This window comes from Porphyrobacter sp. THAI-01a, assembly GCF_056868655.1.
Window position 1 is genome coordinate 252,936 of sequence record NZ_CP180579.1, and the last position, 13,759, is coordinate 266,694.

Genomic DNA, 13,759 nt, shown 5'->3' on the forward strand with positions numbered 1-13,759 from the left:
GGGGAGAGGCGGATTTGCGAGGCGTGAAACCGCGCGATTTGGCAGAGGTCGACCTGTTCGCCCCGGGCGCGCAGGAGCACTGGTACGATGCCTATGCGATCCTCCATGCCGAGGCCCCCGTGCAGCGCCTTCCCGGCGAGGGGCTGACCCCGGGCACCGATGCCTTCGTGCTGACCAAGTACGAGGACATCAGCCGCGTGGTGAAGGACTGGGACCGCTTCCCGCCGACGCTCTCGCTGCTGGTCGCGCATATCCAGGCCTCGGGCGAAATGCCGAGCCACATTCCCGATATCGACGCGATGGTCGCGAGCATCGTCTCGCTGCGCCCGACGCCCGATCTGTGGCGCGCGCACAGGAAGGAGCTGACCGATCCGTGGGTCGGCCCCGGCTGCACCCGCCACGCGGCGATGATCGCGGGGCATGTGGACGATCTGATCGCCGGGATGCTCGCGAAGGCGCGGGCCGGGGAGCCGGTCGATTTCGTCGCCGATTTCGCCCGCCCCCTGCCTCAGCGGGTGATGGCGAGCGTGCTCGGCTTCCCGCAGGAGGACATCCCCCGGCTCGAGCAATGGGGCAATGCGCAGGTCATGTCCTACGTGATCGGGACCACCCACAAGAACATCCTCACCCCCGAACAGTCGGCAGAGAAGTTCAGGCTGCTGGCGGGTATGAAGGAATATGTGGCCGAGCAGACCCGCGAGAAGCGCGCCAATCCGCAGGACGACATGGTGAGCTTCCTCACGCAGGTCGAATATCAGGCATTGGGGCGCAAGCTCACCGACGACGAGATCAATGGCGTCGTCTACGCGATGGTGATCGGCGGGCTGGAGACGACCCAGTACGCGCTGGCCGAACAGGCGCAACTGCTGTGCGACCGCCCCGGCATGTTCACGCAACTGCGCGGCGACCGCAGCTGCATCCGCACCTTCATCGAGGAAGGGATGCGACTGCGCTCGCCGACGCAGGGCCTCTCGACCCGCATCTGCGCCCATGACGAGGTGTTCCAGGGCGTGGAGGTGCCTGCCGGTTCGATGCTCCACTTGCGCTGGGCCGCCGCGAACATCGACGCCGACGAGTTCGAGGACCCGCTAGAGCTGAAGCTCGACCGCAAGGCGGCGACCCGCCACCTCGCCTTCAGCCAGGGGCCGCGCTCCTGCCCGGGCTCGAACCTCTCGCGGCTCGAACAGATGATCGCGTGGGACAGGCTCGCCGACGCCTTTGCCGACCTCGCCTACGCGCCGGGCAACGATTTCCGCCACCAGGGCGGGATCATGCTCGGCATCTACCGGCTGCTGCTCAACCTCACACCCACGGAGACGCCCTGATGGCCACGCTGCTCGCCCATATCCAGATCAAGCCCGGCAAGGAGGACAAGTGGGAGGCGATCATGCGCGACATGGTCCACCACACCTTCGGCACCGAGGAGGGCGTGATCCGCTACGAATACTGGAAGGGGCAGGAGCCGCTTTCGTATTACTGCCTGCTCTCCTTCAGGGACAAGTGGGCCTTCTATCACCACCAGATGTCCGACCATCACGAGGGCCACGACTTCGCCGACGTGCTGGCGGGGATAAGGCTAGAATATGTCGACCCGGTGGAGGGCGCGGGCGGGGGCCTGCCGCACACCGCCGATCCCGCGCTGCCCGACGACGCGAGCGAGGCGATGAAGACCGCGCAGGAACGCTTCCCCCTTGCGATCCCGGCATGGTGGGGGGCGCGGGCATGAGCCTCGAGGAAAAGGTGCAGGAGCTGCTCGACCGGCAGGCGATCCAAGATCTGATCGCGCGCTATTCGCGCACATTGGACTGGCTCGACGACGAGGGGCAGGCGGGGTGCTACTGGCCCGATGCCGCGATCGACTACGGCTTCTTCAAGGGCACCGCGGCCGAATTCGTGCCGGTGGTGATGCAGGTGGAACGCTCGACGGGGCGGCGCTGGCACATGCTCGCGCCGCTGGCGGTGAAGCTGACCTCCGCGACCACGGCGGAGGGGGAGTGCTACGGCGTCGCCTGCGGCTTCCGGCGGGAGAGCGACGCGGAGCCCTACAGGGGCAACATGTACGGCGGGCGCTATCTCGACACCTACGAGAAGCGTGGGGGCGAGTGGCGCATCGCCAGCCGCCGCTACATCATGGACTGGACGCTCCCCATGCCCGACCAGCCCGACGCCTCGCCGCGGGCCGATTTCCCCCTGCCGATGCTCGACCTGAGGGAAAGCGGCCATCCGGATTACCGGCAGATGTGACCTTTCCTCGTCATTGCGAGCGTAGCGAAGCGATCCATGGGCTGAGATTGCCGCAGGTGAGCGGACCATGGATTGCCGCGGCCTTTGGCCTCGCAATGACGAAAGAAGCTACTCCGCCGCCGGGTCCATGTAGTCGCGGTAATAGGTCAGCTTCCCGCCCTCGACCTTGTAGATGCCGACCCCGCCGCGGGGGGCGTGGCCTTCCATGTGCATTGTCCAGCGCGCCCAAACGGCGTGATCGTCGCCGCAGATCTCGTCGACGGTGAAGTGCACCTTGCGGTCGCCCATCTCCTTCACCATCGTCGTCATGAAGCCCATGATCGCCTCGCGGCCCCGGTATTGCCCCCAGATCGGGTCCTCGAGAAAGGCATCCTCGGCGAAGAGATCGACCAGTTTCGTGTAGTCGCCGCTGTCCTGGATGCGCCAGAAGTCCTCGATCACGCGCTGTGCTTCGCCGGGCATGGTGCTTCTCCCCTGAGGTTGTCCGCGCAATCTGCCACGGCCATCGCGGCCCGCCCGCCTGTGAAAATGGCGAGGCCGTCGTGACGGCACCCCCTGTTATTCTCGCCGGCGAAGGAGAGGCCCGATGTCGACCATCCCCCGCGTATCCTCCGCCGTTCCCGGAGAGCCGCCGCACTTCGGCAGCGTGCTGGCGCACCAGCCGGACATCGCGGCGAGCTTCTTCGCGCTCTATGGCCGGTTCTGGGGATCGGACGTGCTCTCGGCGCGGATCAAGGAAGTCGCGCGGATGCGCAATGCGCGCGTCACCGAGTGCGGGTTCTGCCGCAACGTGCGCTTCGACAAGGCGCTCGGGCAGGGGCTGGGCGAGGAGGTGGTGGACGACATCACCGACGGCTACGAGACCTCGGCCAAGCTGACTGATGCCGAGAAGGCCGCGCTCAAATTCACCGACGCGCTGATTCACGATCCCGAATTGCTAAACGGCGATGCGCGGGCAGCCTTGCAGCGCCACCTCACCCCGGCGCAGATCGCCGAACTTGGACTCGGGGTGACCCTGTTCCTCGCGCTCGCCAAGGCGTTGATCACGATGGGGCTGGAGCCGGAGACGATGGACCGCACCGTGCTGCCCACGCCCGCCGTGCTGGAGGCGGCCGCATGAGCGCCGTCTGCGCCGCGCTGGCCGCCGATCCGGTGCTCGCCGCGCATTATGCCGACTTCCGGGACAAGACCGAAGCCGCGCTCGATCCCGCTCTGGCCGCGCTGGTGCGGCAGGCGGTGGCGGCGGTGCACGGGATCGCGGCTGCACCCGACGAGAGCGGCCTCGGCGAAGGCACGCGGCTCTGCCTCGCCTATGCGCGCCGGATGCCCTTCGAGCACACCGCGATCACCGATGCCGAAGCGGCGGCGGTGGTGGCGCACTTGGGGGAGGCGCGCTTCGTCGCCTTCTCGGTGCTGGCGGCGCTGGCGGATGCCGAGTGCAGGGCGGAGATGGTCGATCTGCCGAGGCTGGCGGGAGTTTGATCCTTACATCCGTTCGCCCTGAGCTTGTCGAAGGGCCGCATTTTCTTTCTGGCCGGGAGCACTGGCGCAAGACGGTGCTTCGACAAGCTCAGCACGAACGGGGATAGGCTAACCCAGTTCCCGGATCAGGTCCGTGCCGTCCCACCCCTGCGCGGCGGCGGCGACGAAATCGTAGAAGCCCGTCAGCTGCGCCGTCGGCTCATACAATTCCAGCATATGCCCGAGGCTCGCGCGCGTATCGACGAAGGCGAAGGCCGTGCCGGTCTGCGTCACCGAGAGTTGCGCCAGCGGTGCGCCCTCGCTTGCGAAGCGGGCGATGGCGGCTTCCAGATCATCGACGAACAGCGCGGCGTGGTGCAGCCCCTCGCGGCCAGAGCCGTGCGGGAACATCTCGTGCAGCGCGCTGTCGTCGGGGTTGTGCTGCACCACCAGCTCCACCATCACGCCGCTCCACTGGCCATAGGCGCTGGAGTGGTCGAAGGGCCGCTCGACCCCGCGATGCACCGAGGACGCGAGCGCCACGTGGCGCAGGACGAAGAACGGCCCCGATCCGAACTGCCGGTGATGCGCCGCCGCCGCTGCCTCAAGGTCATTGACCTTGTAGGCGAGCTGCCGGACGGCAAGCACCTCAGTTGACCGCCCGGTCCTTGCCGACCCAATAGGGCGCGCGCAGTTCGCGGCGCAGGATTTTCCCTGAGGGGTTGCGCGGCAGGGCGGGGATGAAGTCGACCGACTTGGGGCACTTGTAGCCCGCGATCAGCGTGCGGGCGTGGGCGATCAGCTCGGCCTCGGTCAGTTCCTCGCCCGCCTTGACGACGACGCAGGCCTTCACCGCCTCGCCCCACTTGGGATCGGGCACGCCGATCACCGCCACGTCGGCCACCTTGGGATGCGAATAGAGCGCGTTCTCGACCTCGGCCGGGTAGACGTTCTCGCCGCCGGAGATGATCATGTCCTTCACCCGGTCGTGGATGTAGAGATAGCCGTCCTCGTCGAGGTATCCCGCATCGCCGGTGCGCAGCCAGCCCTCGGCGTCGATGGTCGCGGCGGTGGCTTCGGGGTTGTTCCAGTAGCCGCGCATGTTCTTCGACGAACGCGTCGCGATCTCGCCGACGGTGCCAGCCGGAACCTCGTTCCCTGCCTCGTCTATCACCTTTATCTCGACCCCAGCGAGCGGCTTGCCGACGCTCCGCATCCGCACGCTTCCTTCAGGCACGTGGTCCTCGGGATCGAGCGCGACGATCGTGCCGCTGGTCTCGGTCATGCCGTACATCTGCACGAAGCCGCAGCCCATCACCCGGATCGCCTCGCGCATCAGTTCGAGCGGGATGGGGGAGGCGCCGTAGGTGACGTATTTGAGGCGGCTGAAATCGACCTCGTTCACGCGCGGATGGTTGAGCAGGATCTGGAGCGCGGCCGGCACGAGGAAGATCTTCGAGATGTTGAAGTTCTCGATCAGGTCCAATGCCTTGGTCGGGTCGTATTCGGGCAGGACGATGGAATTCGTCCCCGCCACCATCGTGCCGATGCCGGTGCCCGTGCCGCTGATGTGGAAGCAGGGCATGGCGAGGAGGGTGACGTCGCCCGGGATCGGCTCCTGCCATGTGCGCATCTGGTCGCCCGCCGCCGTGCCGTCGCGGCTCGAGAGGATCGAGCCGTGGGTGATGACCGCGCCCTTGGGCTTGCCGGTGGTGCCCGAGGTGTAGAGCTGGAGAGCATCGTCCCCGGCCCGGATCCGGTGCGCCGGGGGCTTGGCCGTAAAGCCGTCGCGCCAGGTGCGGTAATCGGTGCCGGGGAAGTCCGGTGCGTCGATGCCGATCACCTGTTCGACATGGGGGCAGTCGGGCCGGATCTGGCCGAGCACCTCGGCAAAGCCCTCACCCACGAACACCACGCGAGCCTGCGAATTGTCGAGCACATAGGCAACTTCGGGTGCGGCGAGGCGCCAGTTCACCGGCGTCATCACCGCGCCCACGCGGTTCGCGCCCAGGAAGGCCTCGAAATAGAGCGGATGGTTCTTGCCGAGGAAGGCGACGCGGTCGCCCGGCTTCACCCCCAGCGCGAGAAGGCCGTTCGCCACCCGGTCGGCGCCCTCGTCGAGTTCGGCGAAGCTCAACTCCTCGCCGGCATAGGTGAAGGCGATAACATCGCCCTGCATGCGGGCGTGTTCGCGGACGACGTCGCAGAAGCTCTCTGCGGCCAGTGCTGTGATGTCTCCCATGCCGGAGGGATACCCCGCGTCCGGCCCCGTGTCATTGGCACAATTCATAGCGGGCGCAGGGCTGCGCGGCGGGGTAGGGTGGCAGGATGGAGATTCCTTCAGGCTTCGAACCGGCGGGCTTCACCCCGGGCTTTCTCGACCACGGCGGGCCCTATTATCTCGGGCCGGCGTTCGAGGGCGTGCGGGTGGTCGGTCTCCTCATCTGCCCGCACCACATCAACTACCAGGACGCAGCCCACGGCGGCGTGATCTCGACCTTCGCCGATGTCGCCCTGAGCCACGCGGTCTACGACGCCGAACGCCCCCGGCTCGCGCCCTCGACGGTGACGCTGACGGTCAACTACCTCAGCGGTGCGAAGCTGGGCGACTGGCTGGAAGCCCGCGTGCGGATCGACCGGCTGGGCGGGCGCACGGCCTACACCTCGGGCGGGGTGTGGCGCGGGGCGGAGCAGCTGGCGACGATGTCGGGCGTCTTCGCGATCAGGCGGCCCTAGCCGAGCCACTGCCGCACGGCAGCGGTCGAGGGATCGCGCGCGTCGTGATAGCCCGCCGCACCTTCGGGGGTGTTCGACAGGTCCGCGCCTTCCACCACCCGGAACTCGCGCCAGTCGTAGAGGCCGGTGCGCTGGGCGATGCGCCATTCGCCGCCACGCTTCTCGAAGCGGTCGACGTATCGGCCCGCGACGATGCCGGAATAGATCATCCCCTTGTCCGGGAAGGCCGCCGTCATCGGGTAGCCCGGCGGGATGGTGTGCATCGCCGTCATGTAGGTCTCGGTGTGGCAGACCTCGGCACTCTCGAAGCCGAAGATCGTCTGGCCGAGCTGGTGCTGGGTCGCGAGGCAGGGGTCGATGATCGCGCGCGCCTGCTCGACGAAACCGCGCCAGTCGCCCGCGACGAGGCCGAAGCGGAAGGTCGCGTCCGGGTGGAACAGCCGCTCCATTATCCCCCAGCGCCGCCGGTCGATGGCATGGGCGTAGGCGGCGAGAATGTCGCGGATCGCCTCGCGGTCTTCGAGTGTGCCTGTCATGGTTCGAGCTCCACGATCACCTTGCCGATGTTCCCGCCGGTGAAGAGTTTCGCATAGGCGGCAAGGGTGTTCTCGAGGCCCTGCGTCACGTCGTAGGGCATGACGAGTTTGCCCTCCTCGGTCCATGCGCGCAGGCGCCGGGTGAGGGCGGGGCCCTCGTGCATGAAGTCGGGCGAGAAGAAGCCCTCGATCCTGAGGCGCCGCATCAGCACCTGATCGAACTCGCGCGGGGCGGTGCGGGTGCCGGCGGTGTAATCGGCAAGAAGGCCGCACACGGCGATGCGGCCATAGTGGTTCATGCGGGTGAGCACCTGATCCAGCAGCGGCCCGCCGACATTGTCGAAATAGACGTCGAAGCCGCCTGCTGCATCGAGCTGCGCGCCGAGTTCGTCCGCCTTGTAGTCGATGGCGCCCGCGATCCCCAGCTCGCCGGTCAGGTAAGCGCACTTCGCCGCCCCGCCCGCGATGCCCCATGCCTCGCAGCCGAGCAGCTTCGCGATCTGCACCGCAAGGATTCCGGTCGCGCCTGCCGCTGCCGAGACCAGCACCCGCTCGCCGGGCTTTGCCGCGCCGGTCGTCTCCACCCCCCATAGCGCAGTCCAGCCGTTCATGCCGAGCGGACCGAACCACGCGCGCCGGTCGGCGACGGTGGGATCGAGCAGGATCGCGCCCGCCATCACCGCATCGACCGTGCTGATGTCCGCCCACTGCCCGAAGGCGCGCACCAGATCGCCCTCGTCGAAGCCATCGGCGCGGCTCTCGATCACCTCGCCCAGCACCAAGCCCGTCATCGGCCCGCCCACCGGCAGCGGCGGCTGGTAGCCGTCCTCGCGGTCCGTGAGCCACATGCGGGTGCCGGCGTCCATCGACAGGTGGGTGTTGCGGATGCGGATCTGGCCGTCCGCCAGAGGGGCGAAATCCTCCTCCACGAGGTCCAGCGCGGCGGCGAAGTCGGTCCCCTCGGGGCGGCGTGCGATGCGCCAGATGCGGTTGTCCATGCGGGCCTTGTCCGGCGGGTGCGCCGCTACGGCAACCCCGCCTTTTCGCTAGGGCAACGCGGGCGCGCGCTATCACTTTGGCGCGGTGCATGGGGGCGGGGGGCTTCCTAGTCTCGGGCCACAGAACAAGAGGGGAGAGACACGAAATGGCACTCATCACGGTGATCGGCGCGAGCGGCCGTCAGGGCCTCGCGCAGGTGCGCCAGGCGCTCGCCGCCGGCTACGATGTCCGCGCGATCTCGCGCCGTCCGGATGCGCTGGAGGGCGCGCCGGTCGAGGGGGTGGAGCGGGTCGAGGTGCGGCCGATGGACCTCTACGACACCTCGACCTTCGCCGCCGCGCTCGAGGGCAGCGACTACATCTTCTACACCCACCCCCTGCAGGCCCGCGCCGACCGCGCCTATCTCGTCGGCGAGGTCGGCAAGGTAGCCGCGCATCTCGGCGTCAAGCGGGTGGTGTGGAATACCTCGAGCTGGATTCCCGACAAGCCGGGCGACGCCTTCACCTATGCCGGCAACACGGCGGGCATCAACGCCCTGTGGCGCTCGGGCGCGCCGGGGACCGTGTTCGGCTCGGTGCTGTTCATGGACAACCTCCTGACCAACTGGGCGCGGCCCTTCATCGTCAACGAGGGGCGCTACGTCTATCCGCACAACCCGACGCTCGAGGCCAACTGGATCAGCCTCGACGATGTCGCGCGCTTCATGCTCGCGAGCCTCGAGCGGCCCGACATGGAAGGCGCCTGGCTCAACATCGGCGGGCCCGAGCGGCTGGTCGGCAAGCAGGTGACGCAATGCCTCTCCGAGGCGCTCGGCAAGGAGATCAAGTACGATCCCTGCACTCCCGCCGAGTTCGGCCGCTACCTCGTCGAGGCGGCGGGGGATTCGATGCCCGAAGCCATGCGCGCCGATTTCGCCAAGGGGATCGAGGACTTCTACGAATACAACAACACCGCCCCCACCAGGCCCTTCGCGGTCGACATGGACCACGTCTACGAACGCTTCCCTGAACTGGAGGGCAAGCTCGAGACGATGGGCGCGTGGACCAAGCGGCAGGACTGGGGCGAGAGCAACTACCGCCCGGCGTTCGGTTAGGCTGCGCGGATGACCCGCAGGGTGGAGGGCAAGGTCGCGCTGGTGACCGGCGGCGCATCGCGCCCCGGTCTCGGCTTCGCCATTGCCGAAAGGCTCGCCGAGGAGGGCGCGATCGTCATCCTTACCGATATCGACGCGGCCGGAGCGGCGGAAAGCGCGCGGCTCATCAATGAACGCAACCTCGCCGCCGAGGCGATGCCGCAGGACGTGGCCTCCGAGGCCGACTGGAGCCGGGTGATCGACGCGATCCTCGCGCGCCACGGGCGGCTGGACATCGTCGTCAACAATGCCGGCATTCTCGATATCGCCGCGATCGGGGACGATCACGCGCTGGCAGGCCTGCGCCGACAGCTCGAGGTGAATGTCGTCGGTTGCTTCATGGGAACGCAGGCGGCCGTCCGGGCGATGCGCCAGTGCGGCGGCGGCGGGTCGATCATCAACCTGTCGTCGGTCGCGGGCAAGGTCGGCTTCCGCGGCAGCGCCTCCTATGCCGCGACCAAGGGCGCGGTGAAGCTGATGACGAAGTCGGTGGCGCTCGAGACCGCTGCCGAGGGCATCCGGGTGAATTCGGTCCACCCCGGCATCATCCGCACCAACATGCAGCAGCAGGGGCTGGAGGACAACGCGGCCAACTACGACGCGATTGTCGCGGGCATTCCCGCCCGCCGGCTGGGCGACCCGCGCGACATCGCCAATTGCGTGCTGTTCCTCGCATCGGACGAGGCCGGCTACGTCAACGGCGCGGAGTTCGTGGTCGACGGGGGCTACACCGCGCAGTAGGGCCTGTGCGCGTCCGGCGAGGACGAGGGCGCGCAGGCGCGCCCTCGCAGCTCACTCCGCCGCCTGGCGATGCTCCTGCGCGAAGATCTGCAGCAGATCATCGTCGCTCGCGTCCACGAGGCGCTTCACCCACTGGTGGAAGACCTGTCCGCCCTTCTCGTTGCGGCCGAACAGCACCTCTTTCATCAGCCCTGACGCGAGCGCCTGCTGCTGGCGCTTGCCGGTGGCGTAGTCCTCGTCGCGGACCACGATTTCGAGGAAGTTGAACTGGTCGTGCGCGGCCTGGACCTGTTCGGGGGTCTCGGGCTGGTTTTCCATGACGTAGAACTGGGTGGTGTAGCTCTCGCCCACCTTGTCGCCCGGGAACAGCTGGCTGATCATCGCCCCGCGCTGGCCGCCGCCATAGAAGCTGGCGATCGAGATGTGCGGGAAGATCGTCCACACGCCCTGCACCAGCACTTCCTGCGGCAGCTCGTCATCGGACATGGCTTCCAGATCGAGCTGCTGGTCGTCGTCCCCCTGCACCTTGATCGCGAACTTCGACGGGGTCGAGAGGCGCTGGTGCGGGCCGAAGGCGAAGTAGTTGGCGCGGTTGTAGAAGTCCGCGCCGAAGGTGTCCTTGTGGAGCACCGGCAGGTGGTAGAAATCGAGATAGCCGTCATAGGCCGTCTTCCAGTTCGGCCCCGACAGCGTGCGCTGCGAGAACAGCGTCCAGCCCTCGAACTCGAAGGCTTTCAGGAGCTCGTCATAGCCGCACAGGTAATCGGCGATCGACAGCTTCGAGTGCGGATCGAGCGTCACCCAGATCAGCCCCGCGCTCTCGTAGACCGGGAACTTGGTCAGGCAGTGCTGGCTCTTGTCGATACTGCCGAAGTCCCTGGCATCGGCCACGCCGATCAGGTCGCCGTCGGCCTTGAAGGTCCAGCCGTGATAGCCGCAGGTGAAGCGGCTGGCATTGCCGCAGCCGCTCGCCAGCGGGTTGCCGCGGTGGGTGCACATGTTGAGGAAGGCGCCCATGCTGCCGTCCTTCTGGCGGCTGAGCAGCAGCGGCACGCCGCAGATGTCCATCGCCTTGAAGTCGCCGGGATTGGGCAGTTCGCAGGAAGGCGCGACCATCAGCGGCAGGCGGCGGAAGATCTGCCGCTTCTCGGTCTCGAACAGGTCGGGGTCGGTGTAGGCGCTGGCCGGAACACGCACGACCTCGTCGGCATATTCCATCGTGTCGGCCGCTCCGTGGGCGACCAGATTGCGGGTCATGGCGACCAGCGTTTCGCGTGACATGGCGGTTCCTCCCTCGGGCTCTGGCCCTTTCGCCGGAGCATCCGCCTTCCGCCCCGGCGGGACAATGCTCACTTTTGGCAAAGCGAAGGGGCGGACCGTCGCCGGCCCGCCCCCACGTGCTCCCCTGTTGCGGAGCGGATCAGAACTTGAAGCTGACTTCGGCGAAGACCTGCCGCCCGCGGTTCTGGGTCATGATGAAGTCGTCACCCACGCCCGGCTGCAGGAACGGACGCCCGCCGCTGGTGATCACGAAGATCTCGTCGGTGAGGTTCTGCGCGACCAGCGACAGGCGCCACTTGCCGTCCGGGTGGCCGATCGCGACGTTGGCGTCGAGCAGCCAGAAGCTCGGCTGGACATAGTCGTTCAGCGTCGCCTCGTCGGTGATGTAGCCATCGTTGTAGGCCGCGTTCCCGGACAGGAACAGCTCGAGGCTGTCGCTGAGCGGGATGGTCCAGTCGGCCGCGATGTTCCCCGCCCATTCCGGCGCCTGGCTGCCGCGGCGACCGTTGAGGTCGACCGTCGAGATGCCGAGCGGCTGGATGAAGGTGTCGGTGTACTTCGCGTCGAGATAGGACAGGTTGGCCGAGAGGCTCAGCCCGTCCACCGGCGTGTTCCAGCGGCTTTCGAGGTCAATACCCTTGGTGGTCAGCTCGCCCGCGTTGCTGGTGACGAACTGGATCGTGACCGCGTTGAAGTTCTGCACCTGGAGATCGGTGAAGACATAGTAGAACGCGGTCGCGTTGAGGGTGAAGTCACGGTTGGCCCACTGGGACTTGAAGCCGATTTCGCCGCCGATCGCCTCTTCCGACTGGAAGATCAGCGAACCGAAGTTGCCGGTCGCCGCCGCCTGGCTGAGGCTGTTCGACGGCAGTGCCGAGTTGTCGATCCCGCCCGACTTGAAGCCGGTCTTGAACGAGGCGAAGATGTTGAGATCCTCGTTCGCCTGGTAGCGCAGGGTGACTTCGGGCGAGAAGTTGTCGTCGGCGAAGTTGATCGGACCCGAGAAGAAGCCCGGCCGCACGAAGGCCGGCCCCTGCAGGAAGGTATGCACATAGGGGACCGAGATCGTCTGCACCTTCTGCTCGTCGGTCCAGCGGACCCCGCCCGAAAGCTCGAGCTTGTCGGTCAGGTCGATCATCACGCTGCCGAAGAACGAGAGCGCCTCGGTCTTGGTTGTGTGGATCTTGTCCCAGTCATAGGTGAAGCCCGTCACCGGGTCGGGCCCGAGGAACGAGATGTTCACGCCCTGCTGCGAGGTGTCGAAGATGAAGGTGCGGTCTTCGTAGAACGCGCCGAGCATGAAGTTGAAGGCGCCGTCGAAGTCCGAGGCGAGGCGCAGTTCCTGGCTGTACTGCTCAAGCCGGTTGATCGGGTCGGACGAACCCGCGCCGCCCGGCAGGCGGGTGCCGTTGGGGCCCGGGAAGAAGCCGCCGTAGGAATAGGCGTCGTAGTCGATCGCATCCATGTTGAGCAGGCCCGTGACCGAGGTCAGGGTCAGCGTGTCGGAAAGGTCGAGATCGAACTGCAGGCGGCCGAACCACACTTCGGTCTCGCCGAAAGGCACACCGTTGCGCCCGTTGGCGGGCGAATTGCCCGGGACCGGCCCGGCCAGCTGGCGCGCCGCGTCGGTCAGGTAGTAGCGCTGGTCGAAGGCGTTGCAGTCATAGCCCGCCGGGATGTTGACCGCCCCGCCGAGCAGGAACACCGAGTCTGCACGGCCGTTGGGGCCGCAGTTGACCTCGGCCGTGCCGATCGCGCCGTCGTTCTCGTTCTTGGTGTATTGCAGCTTGAAGTTGGCGCGGAACCGGTCGGACGGGTTCCAGTCGAGGGTCAGGCGGCCGATAAAGTCGGTCAGCCCGCGCTGCTGGTTGACCGCCGGCGTGTTGGGCTGGAGGATCTGGAATTCGTCGATGTCGTTGAACTGCGCCGCGAGGCGGATGCCCAGCGTGTCGCTGATCGGACCGGAGATGTAGCCCGAGAGCAGGTAGCCCTTTTCCTCGAACTCGTAGTTGGCCCGCATCCCGACTTCCCAGCTGGAGGTCGGGTTGGCCGAACGCAGCGAGAGAACGCCGGCGGTGGCCGACTTGCCGAAGAACAGCGACTGCGGCCCGCGCAGCACGTCGATCTGCTCGACGTCGAAGAAGCCGGCCTGCACGAGGCGCATCGAGGAGACGACCACGCCGTCATATTCGAAGGCCACGGCGGAATCGAAGGCGGCCGAGATGTTCGACGAGCCCACGCCGCGCAGGCTGAGCTGGCCGCCCGAACCCGAGCCGCCGACCTGCACGTTGAGGGTCGGCACGCGGCTCACCACGTCGGCGACCTGGTCGATATTGTACTTCTGCAGCGTGTCGCCGCCGATCGCGGTGACGGTGACGGGGACTTCCTGGAGAGATTCGTTCTGGCGGCGGGCCTGGACGACGATCACCGGCATGTTGTCGGCCTCGGACTGGGCCGAGTCCTGGGCCAGCGCGGTGCTCGGCACTGCGGCGAGCCCGCCCAGCGCAGCACCGCACATCAGCGCGCGGCGCATTGCGCCGGATGCAATTCGGGCACGGAATGTGTTCATGTTCCTCTCTCCCCATCGGGCCGCGGCTCCCCCGCGTGCCCTGTTCTTCCCCAACCCTCG

General features: G+C 67.3%; 15 protein-coding genes. 8 read left to right on the plus strand and 7 right to left on the minus strand.

Translation table 11 applies throughout. The features are described 5' to 3' along the window. Positions 1-23: 23 nt before the first annotated feature. From ACMX37_RS01245 to ACMX37_RS01255, 3 genes are read left to right on the plus strand one after another with little or no spacing between them, the layout of a single operon-like run. On the plus strand, positions 24-1,325 hold the full coding sequence (locus ACMX37_RS01245) for a cytochrome P450 (protein ID WP_483147158.1): 1,302 nt from the start codon (positions 24-26) through the stop codon (positions 1,323-1,325). Then, complete coding sequence (locus tag ACMX37_RS01250; protein ID WP_483147159.1) at positions 1,325-1,726, plus strand: putative quinol monooxygenase; 402 nt, start codon at positions 1,325-1,327, stop codon at positions 1,724-1,726. The genes ACMX37_RS01245 and ACMX37_RS01250 overlap by 1 nt, the downstream gene beginning before the upstream one ends. Beyond that, positions 1,723-2,244 (plus strand): nuclear transport factor 2 family protein, encoded by a 522-nt coding sequence (locus ACMX37_RS01255; RefSeq protein ID WP_483147160.1) that lies wholly within the window; start codon positions 1,723-1,725, stop codon positions 2,242-2,244. The genes ACMX37_RS01250 and ACMX37_RS01255 overlap by 4 nt, the downstream gene beginning before the upstream one ends. A gap of 108 nt (positions 2,245-2,352) precedes the next feature. Here ACMX37_RS01255 and ACMX37_RS01260 read toward each other — a convergent pair whose 3' ends face one another. Further along, on the minus strand, positions 2,353-2,706 hold the full coding sequence (locus ACMX37_RS01260; RefSeq protein ID WP_483147161.1) for a nuclear transport factor 2 family protein: 354 nt from the start codon (positions 2,704-2,706) through the stop codon (positions 2,353-2,355). Positions 2,707-2,830: 124 nt separating this feature from the next. On the opposite strand from ACMX37_RS01260, the gene ACMX37_RS01265 reads away from it, so the two are divergent. Continuing rightward, positions 2,831-3,364: a carboxymuconolactone decarboxylase family protein gene (locus ACMX37_RS01265; protein ID WP_483147162.1), complete on the plus strand. Its 534-nt coding sequence runs from the start codon at positions 2,831-2,833 to the stop codon at positions 3,362-3,364. Further along, positions 3,361-3,726 (plus strand): hypothetical protein, encoded by a 366-nt coding sequence (locus tag ACMX37_RS01270; RefSeq protein WP_483147163.1) that lies wholly within the window; start codon positions 3,361-3,363, stop codon positions 3,724-3,726. The genes ACMX37_RS01265 and ACMX37_RS01270 overlap by 4 nt, the downstream gene beginning before the upstream one ends. 108 nt (positions 3,727-3,834) lie before the next feature. Here the strand turns inward: ACMX37_RS01270 and ACMX37_RS01275 are convergent, their stop codons facing one another. Beyond that, positions 3,835-4,353: a VOC family protein gene (locus tag ACMX37_RS01275; protein WP_483147164.1), complete on the minus strand. Its 519-nt coding sequence runs from the start codon at positions 4,351-4,353 to the stop codon at positions 3,835-3,837. A 1-nt stretch (position 4,354) separates the two neighbouring features. Beyond that, a complete protein-coding gene (locus tag ACMX37_RS01280; protein WP_483147165.1) occupies positions 4,355-5,947 on the minus strand; it encodes a fatty acid--CoA ligase in 1,593 nt (530 codons plus the stop codon). An 86-nt stretch (positions 5,948-6,033) separates the two neighbouring features. On the opposite strand from ACMX37_RS01280, the gene ACMX37_RS01285 reads away from it, so the two are divergent. Next, a complete protein-coding gene (locus ACMX37_RS01285; protein WP_483147166.1) occupies positions 6,034-6,441 on the plus strand; it encodes a PaaI family thioesterase in 408 nt (135 codons plus the stop codon). Here ACMX37_RS01285 and ACMX37_RS01290 read toward each other — a convergent pair. Beyond that, a complete protein-coding gene (locus ACMX37_RS01290; protein ID WP_483147167.1) occupies positions 6,438-6,977 on the minus strand; it encodes a nuclear transport factor 2 family protein in 540 nt (179 codons plus the stop codon). The two genes, ACMX37_RS01285 and ACMX37_RS01290, sit on opposite strands and share 4 nt — an antisense overlap. After that, positions 6,974-7,975: an NADP-dependent oxidoreductase gene (locus tag ACMX37_RS01295; protein WP_483147168.1), complete on the minus strand. Its 1,002-nt coding sequence runs from the start codon at positions 7,973-7,975 to the stop codon at positions 6,974-6,976. Before ACMX37_RS01295 ends, ACMX37_RS01290 begins: the two co-directional genes overlap by 4 nt. A 146-nt stretch (positions 7,976-8,121) precedes the next feature. On the opposite strand from ACMX37_RS01295, the gene ACMX37_RS01300 reads away from it, so the two are divergent. Together ACMX37_RS01300 and ACMX37_RS01305 are read left to right on the plus strand one after the other, a co-directional pair. Continuing rightward, on the plus strand, positions 8,122-9,069 hold the full coding sequence (locus tag ACMX37_RS01300) for an SDR family oxidoreductase (RefSeq protein WP_483147169.1): 948 nt from the start codon (positions 8,122-8,124) through the stop codon (positions 9,067-9,069). Positions 9,070-9,078: 9 nt separating this feature from the next. Then, a complete protein-coding gene (locus tag ACMX37_RS01305; protein ID WP_483147170.1) occupies positions 9,079-9,849 on the plus strand; it encodes an SDR family NAD(P)-dependent oxidoreductase in 771 nt (256 codons plus the stop codon). 51 nt (positions 9,850-9,900) lie between these two features. On the opposite strand, the gene ACMX37_RS01310 is transcribed toward ACMX37_RS01305, so the two are convergent. Next, positions 9,901-11,130 carry an aromatic ring-hydroxylating oxygenase subunit alpha gene (locus tag ACMX37_RS01310; protein WP_483147171.1) on the minus strand — a complete coding sequence of 410 codons (1,230 nt, stop codon included), beginning with the start codon at positions 11,128-11,130 and terminating at the stop codon, positions 9,901-9,903. Positions 11,131-11,269: 139 nt separating this feature from the next. Further along, entirely contained in the window at positions 11,270-13,699 is a 2,430-nt protein-coding gene (locus tag ACMX37_RS01315) for a TonB-dependent receptor (RefSeq protein ID WP_483147172.1), read from the minus strand. Positions 13,700-13,759: the final 60 nt, after the last annotated feature.

Excerpts from the sequence above, each read along its gene's own strand:
- ACMX37_RS01295 (WP_483147168.1), bottom strand. The coding sequence starts at position 7,975 with ATGGACAACCGCATCTGGCGCATCGCACGCCGCCCCGAGGGGACCGAC.
- ACMX37_RS01265 (WP_483147162.1), top strand. The coding sequence starts at position 2,831 with ATGTCGACCATCCCCCGCGTATCCTCCGCCGTTCCCGGAGAGCCGCCG.
- ACMX37_RS01260 (WP_483147161.1), bottom strand. The coding sequence starts at position 2,706 with ATGCCCGGCGAAGCACAGCGCGTGATCGAGGACTTCTGGCGCATCCAG.
- ACMX37_RS01280 (WP_483147165.1), bottom strand. The coding sequence starts at position 5,947 with ATGGGAGACATCACAGCACTGGCCGCAGAGAGCTTCTGCGACGTCGTC.
- ACMX37_RS01255 (WP_483147160.1), top strand. The coding sequence starts at position 1,723 with ATGAGCCTCGAGGAAAAGGTGCAGGAGCTGCTCGACCGGCAGGCGATC.
- ACMX37_RS01285 (WP_483147166.1), top strand. The coding sequence starts at position 6,034 with ATGGAGATTCCTTCAGGCTTCGAACCGGCGGGCTTCACCCCGGGCTTT.
- ACMX37_RS01300 (WP_483147169.1), top strand. The coding sequence starts at position 8,122 with ATGGCACTCATCACGGTGATCGGCGCGAGCGGCCGTCAGGGCCTCGCG.
- ACMX37_RS01250 (WP_483147159.1), top strand. The coding sequence starts at position 1,325 with ATGGCCACGCTGCTCGCCCATATCCAGATCAAGCCCGGCAAGGAGGAC.
- ACMX37_RS01310 (WP_483147171.1), bottom strand. The coding sequence starts at position 11,130 with ATGTCACGCGAAACGCTGGTCGCCATGACCCGCAATCTGGTCGCCCAC.
- ACMX37_RS01315 (WP_483147172.1), bottom strand. The coding sequence starts at position 13,699 with ATGAACACATTCCGTGCCCGAATTGCATCCGGCGCAATGCGCCGCGCG.
- ACMX37_RS01305 (WP_483147170.1), top strand. The coding sequence starts at position 9,079 with ATGACCCGCAGGGTGGAGGGCAAGGTCGCGCTGGTGACCGGCGGCGCA.
- ACMX37_RS01290 (WP_483147167.1), bottom strand. The coding sequence starts at position 6,977 with ATGACAGGCACACTCGAAGACCGCGAGGCGATCCGCGACATTCTCGCC.
- ACMX37_RS01270 (WP_483147163.1), top strand. The coding sequence starts at position 3,361 with ATGAGCGCCGTCTGCGCCGCGCTGGCCGCCGATCCGGTGCTCGCCGCG.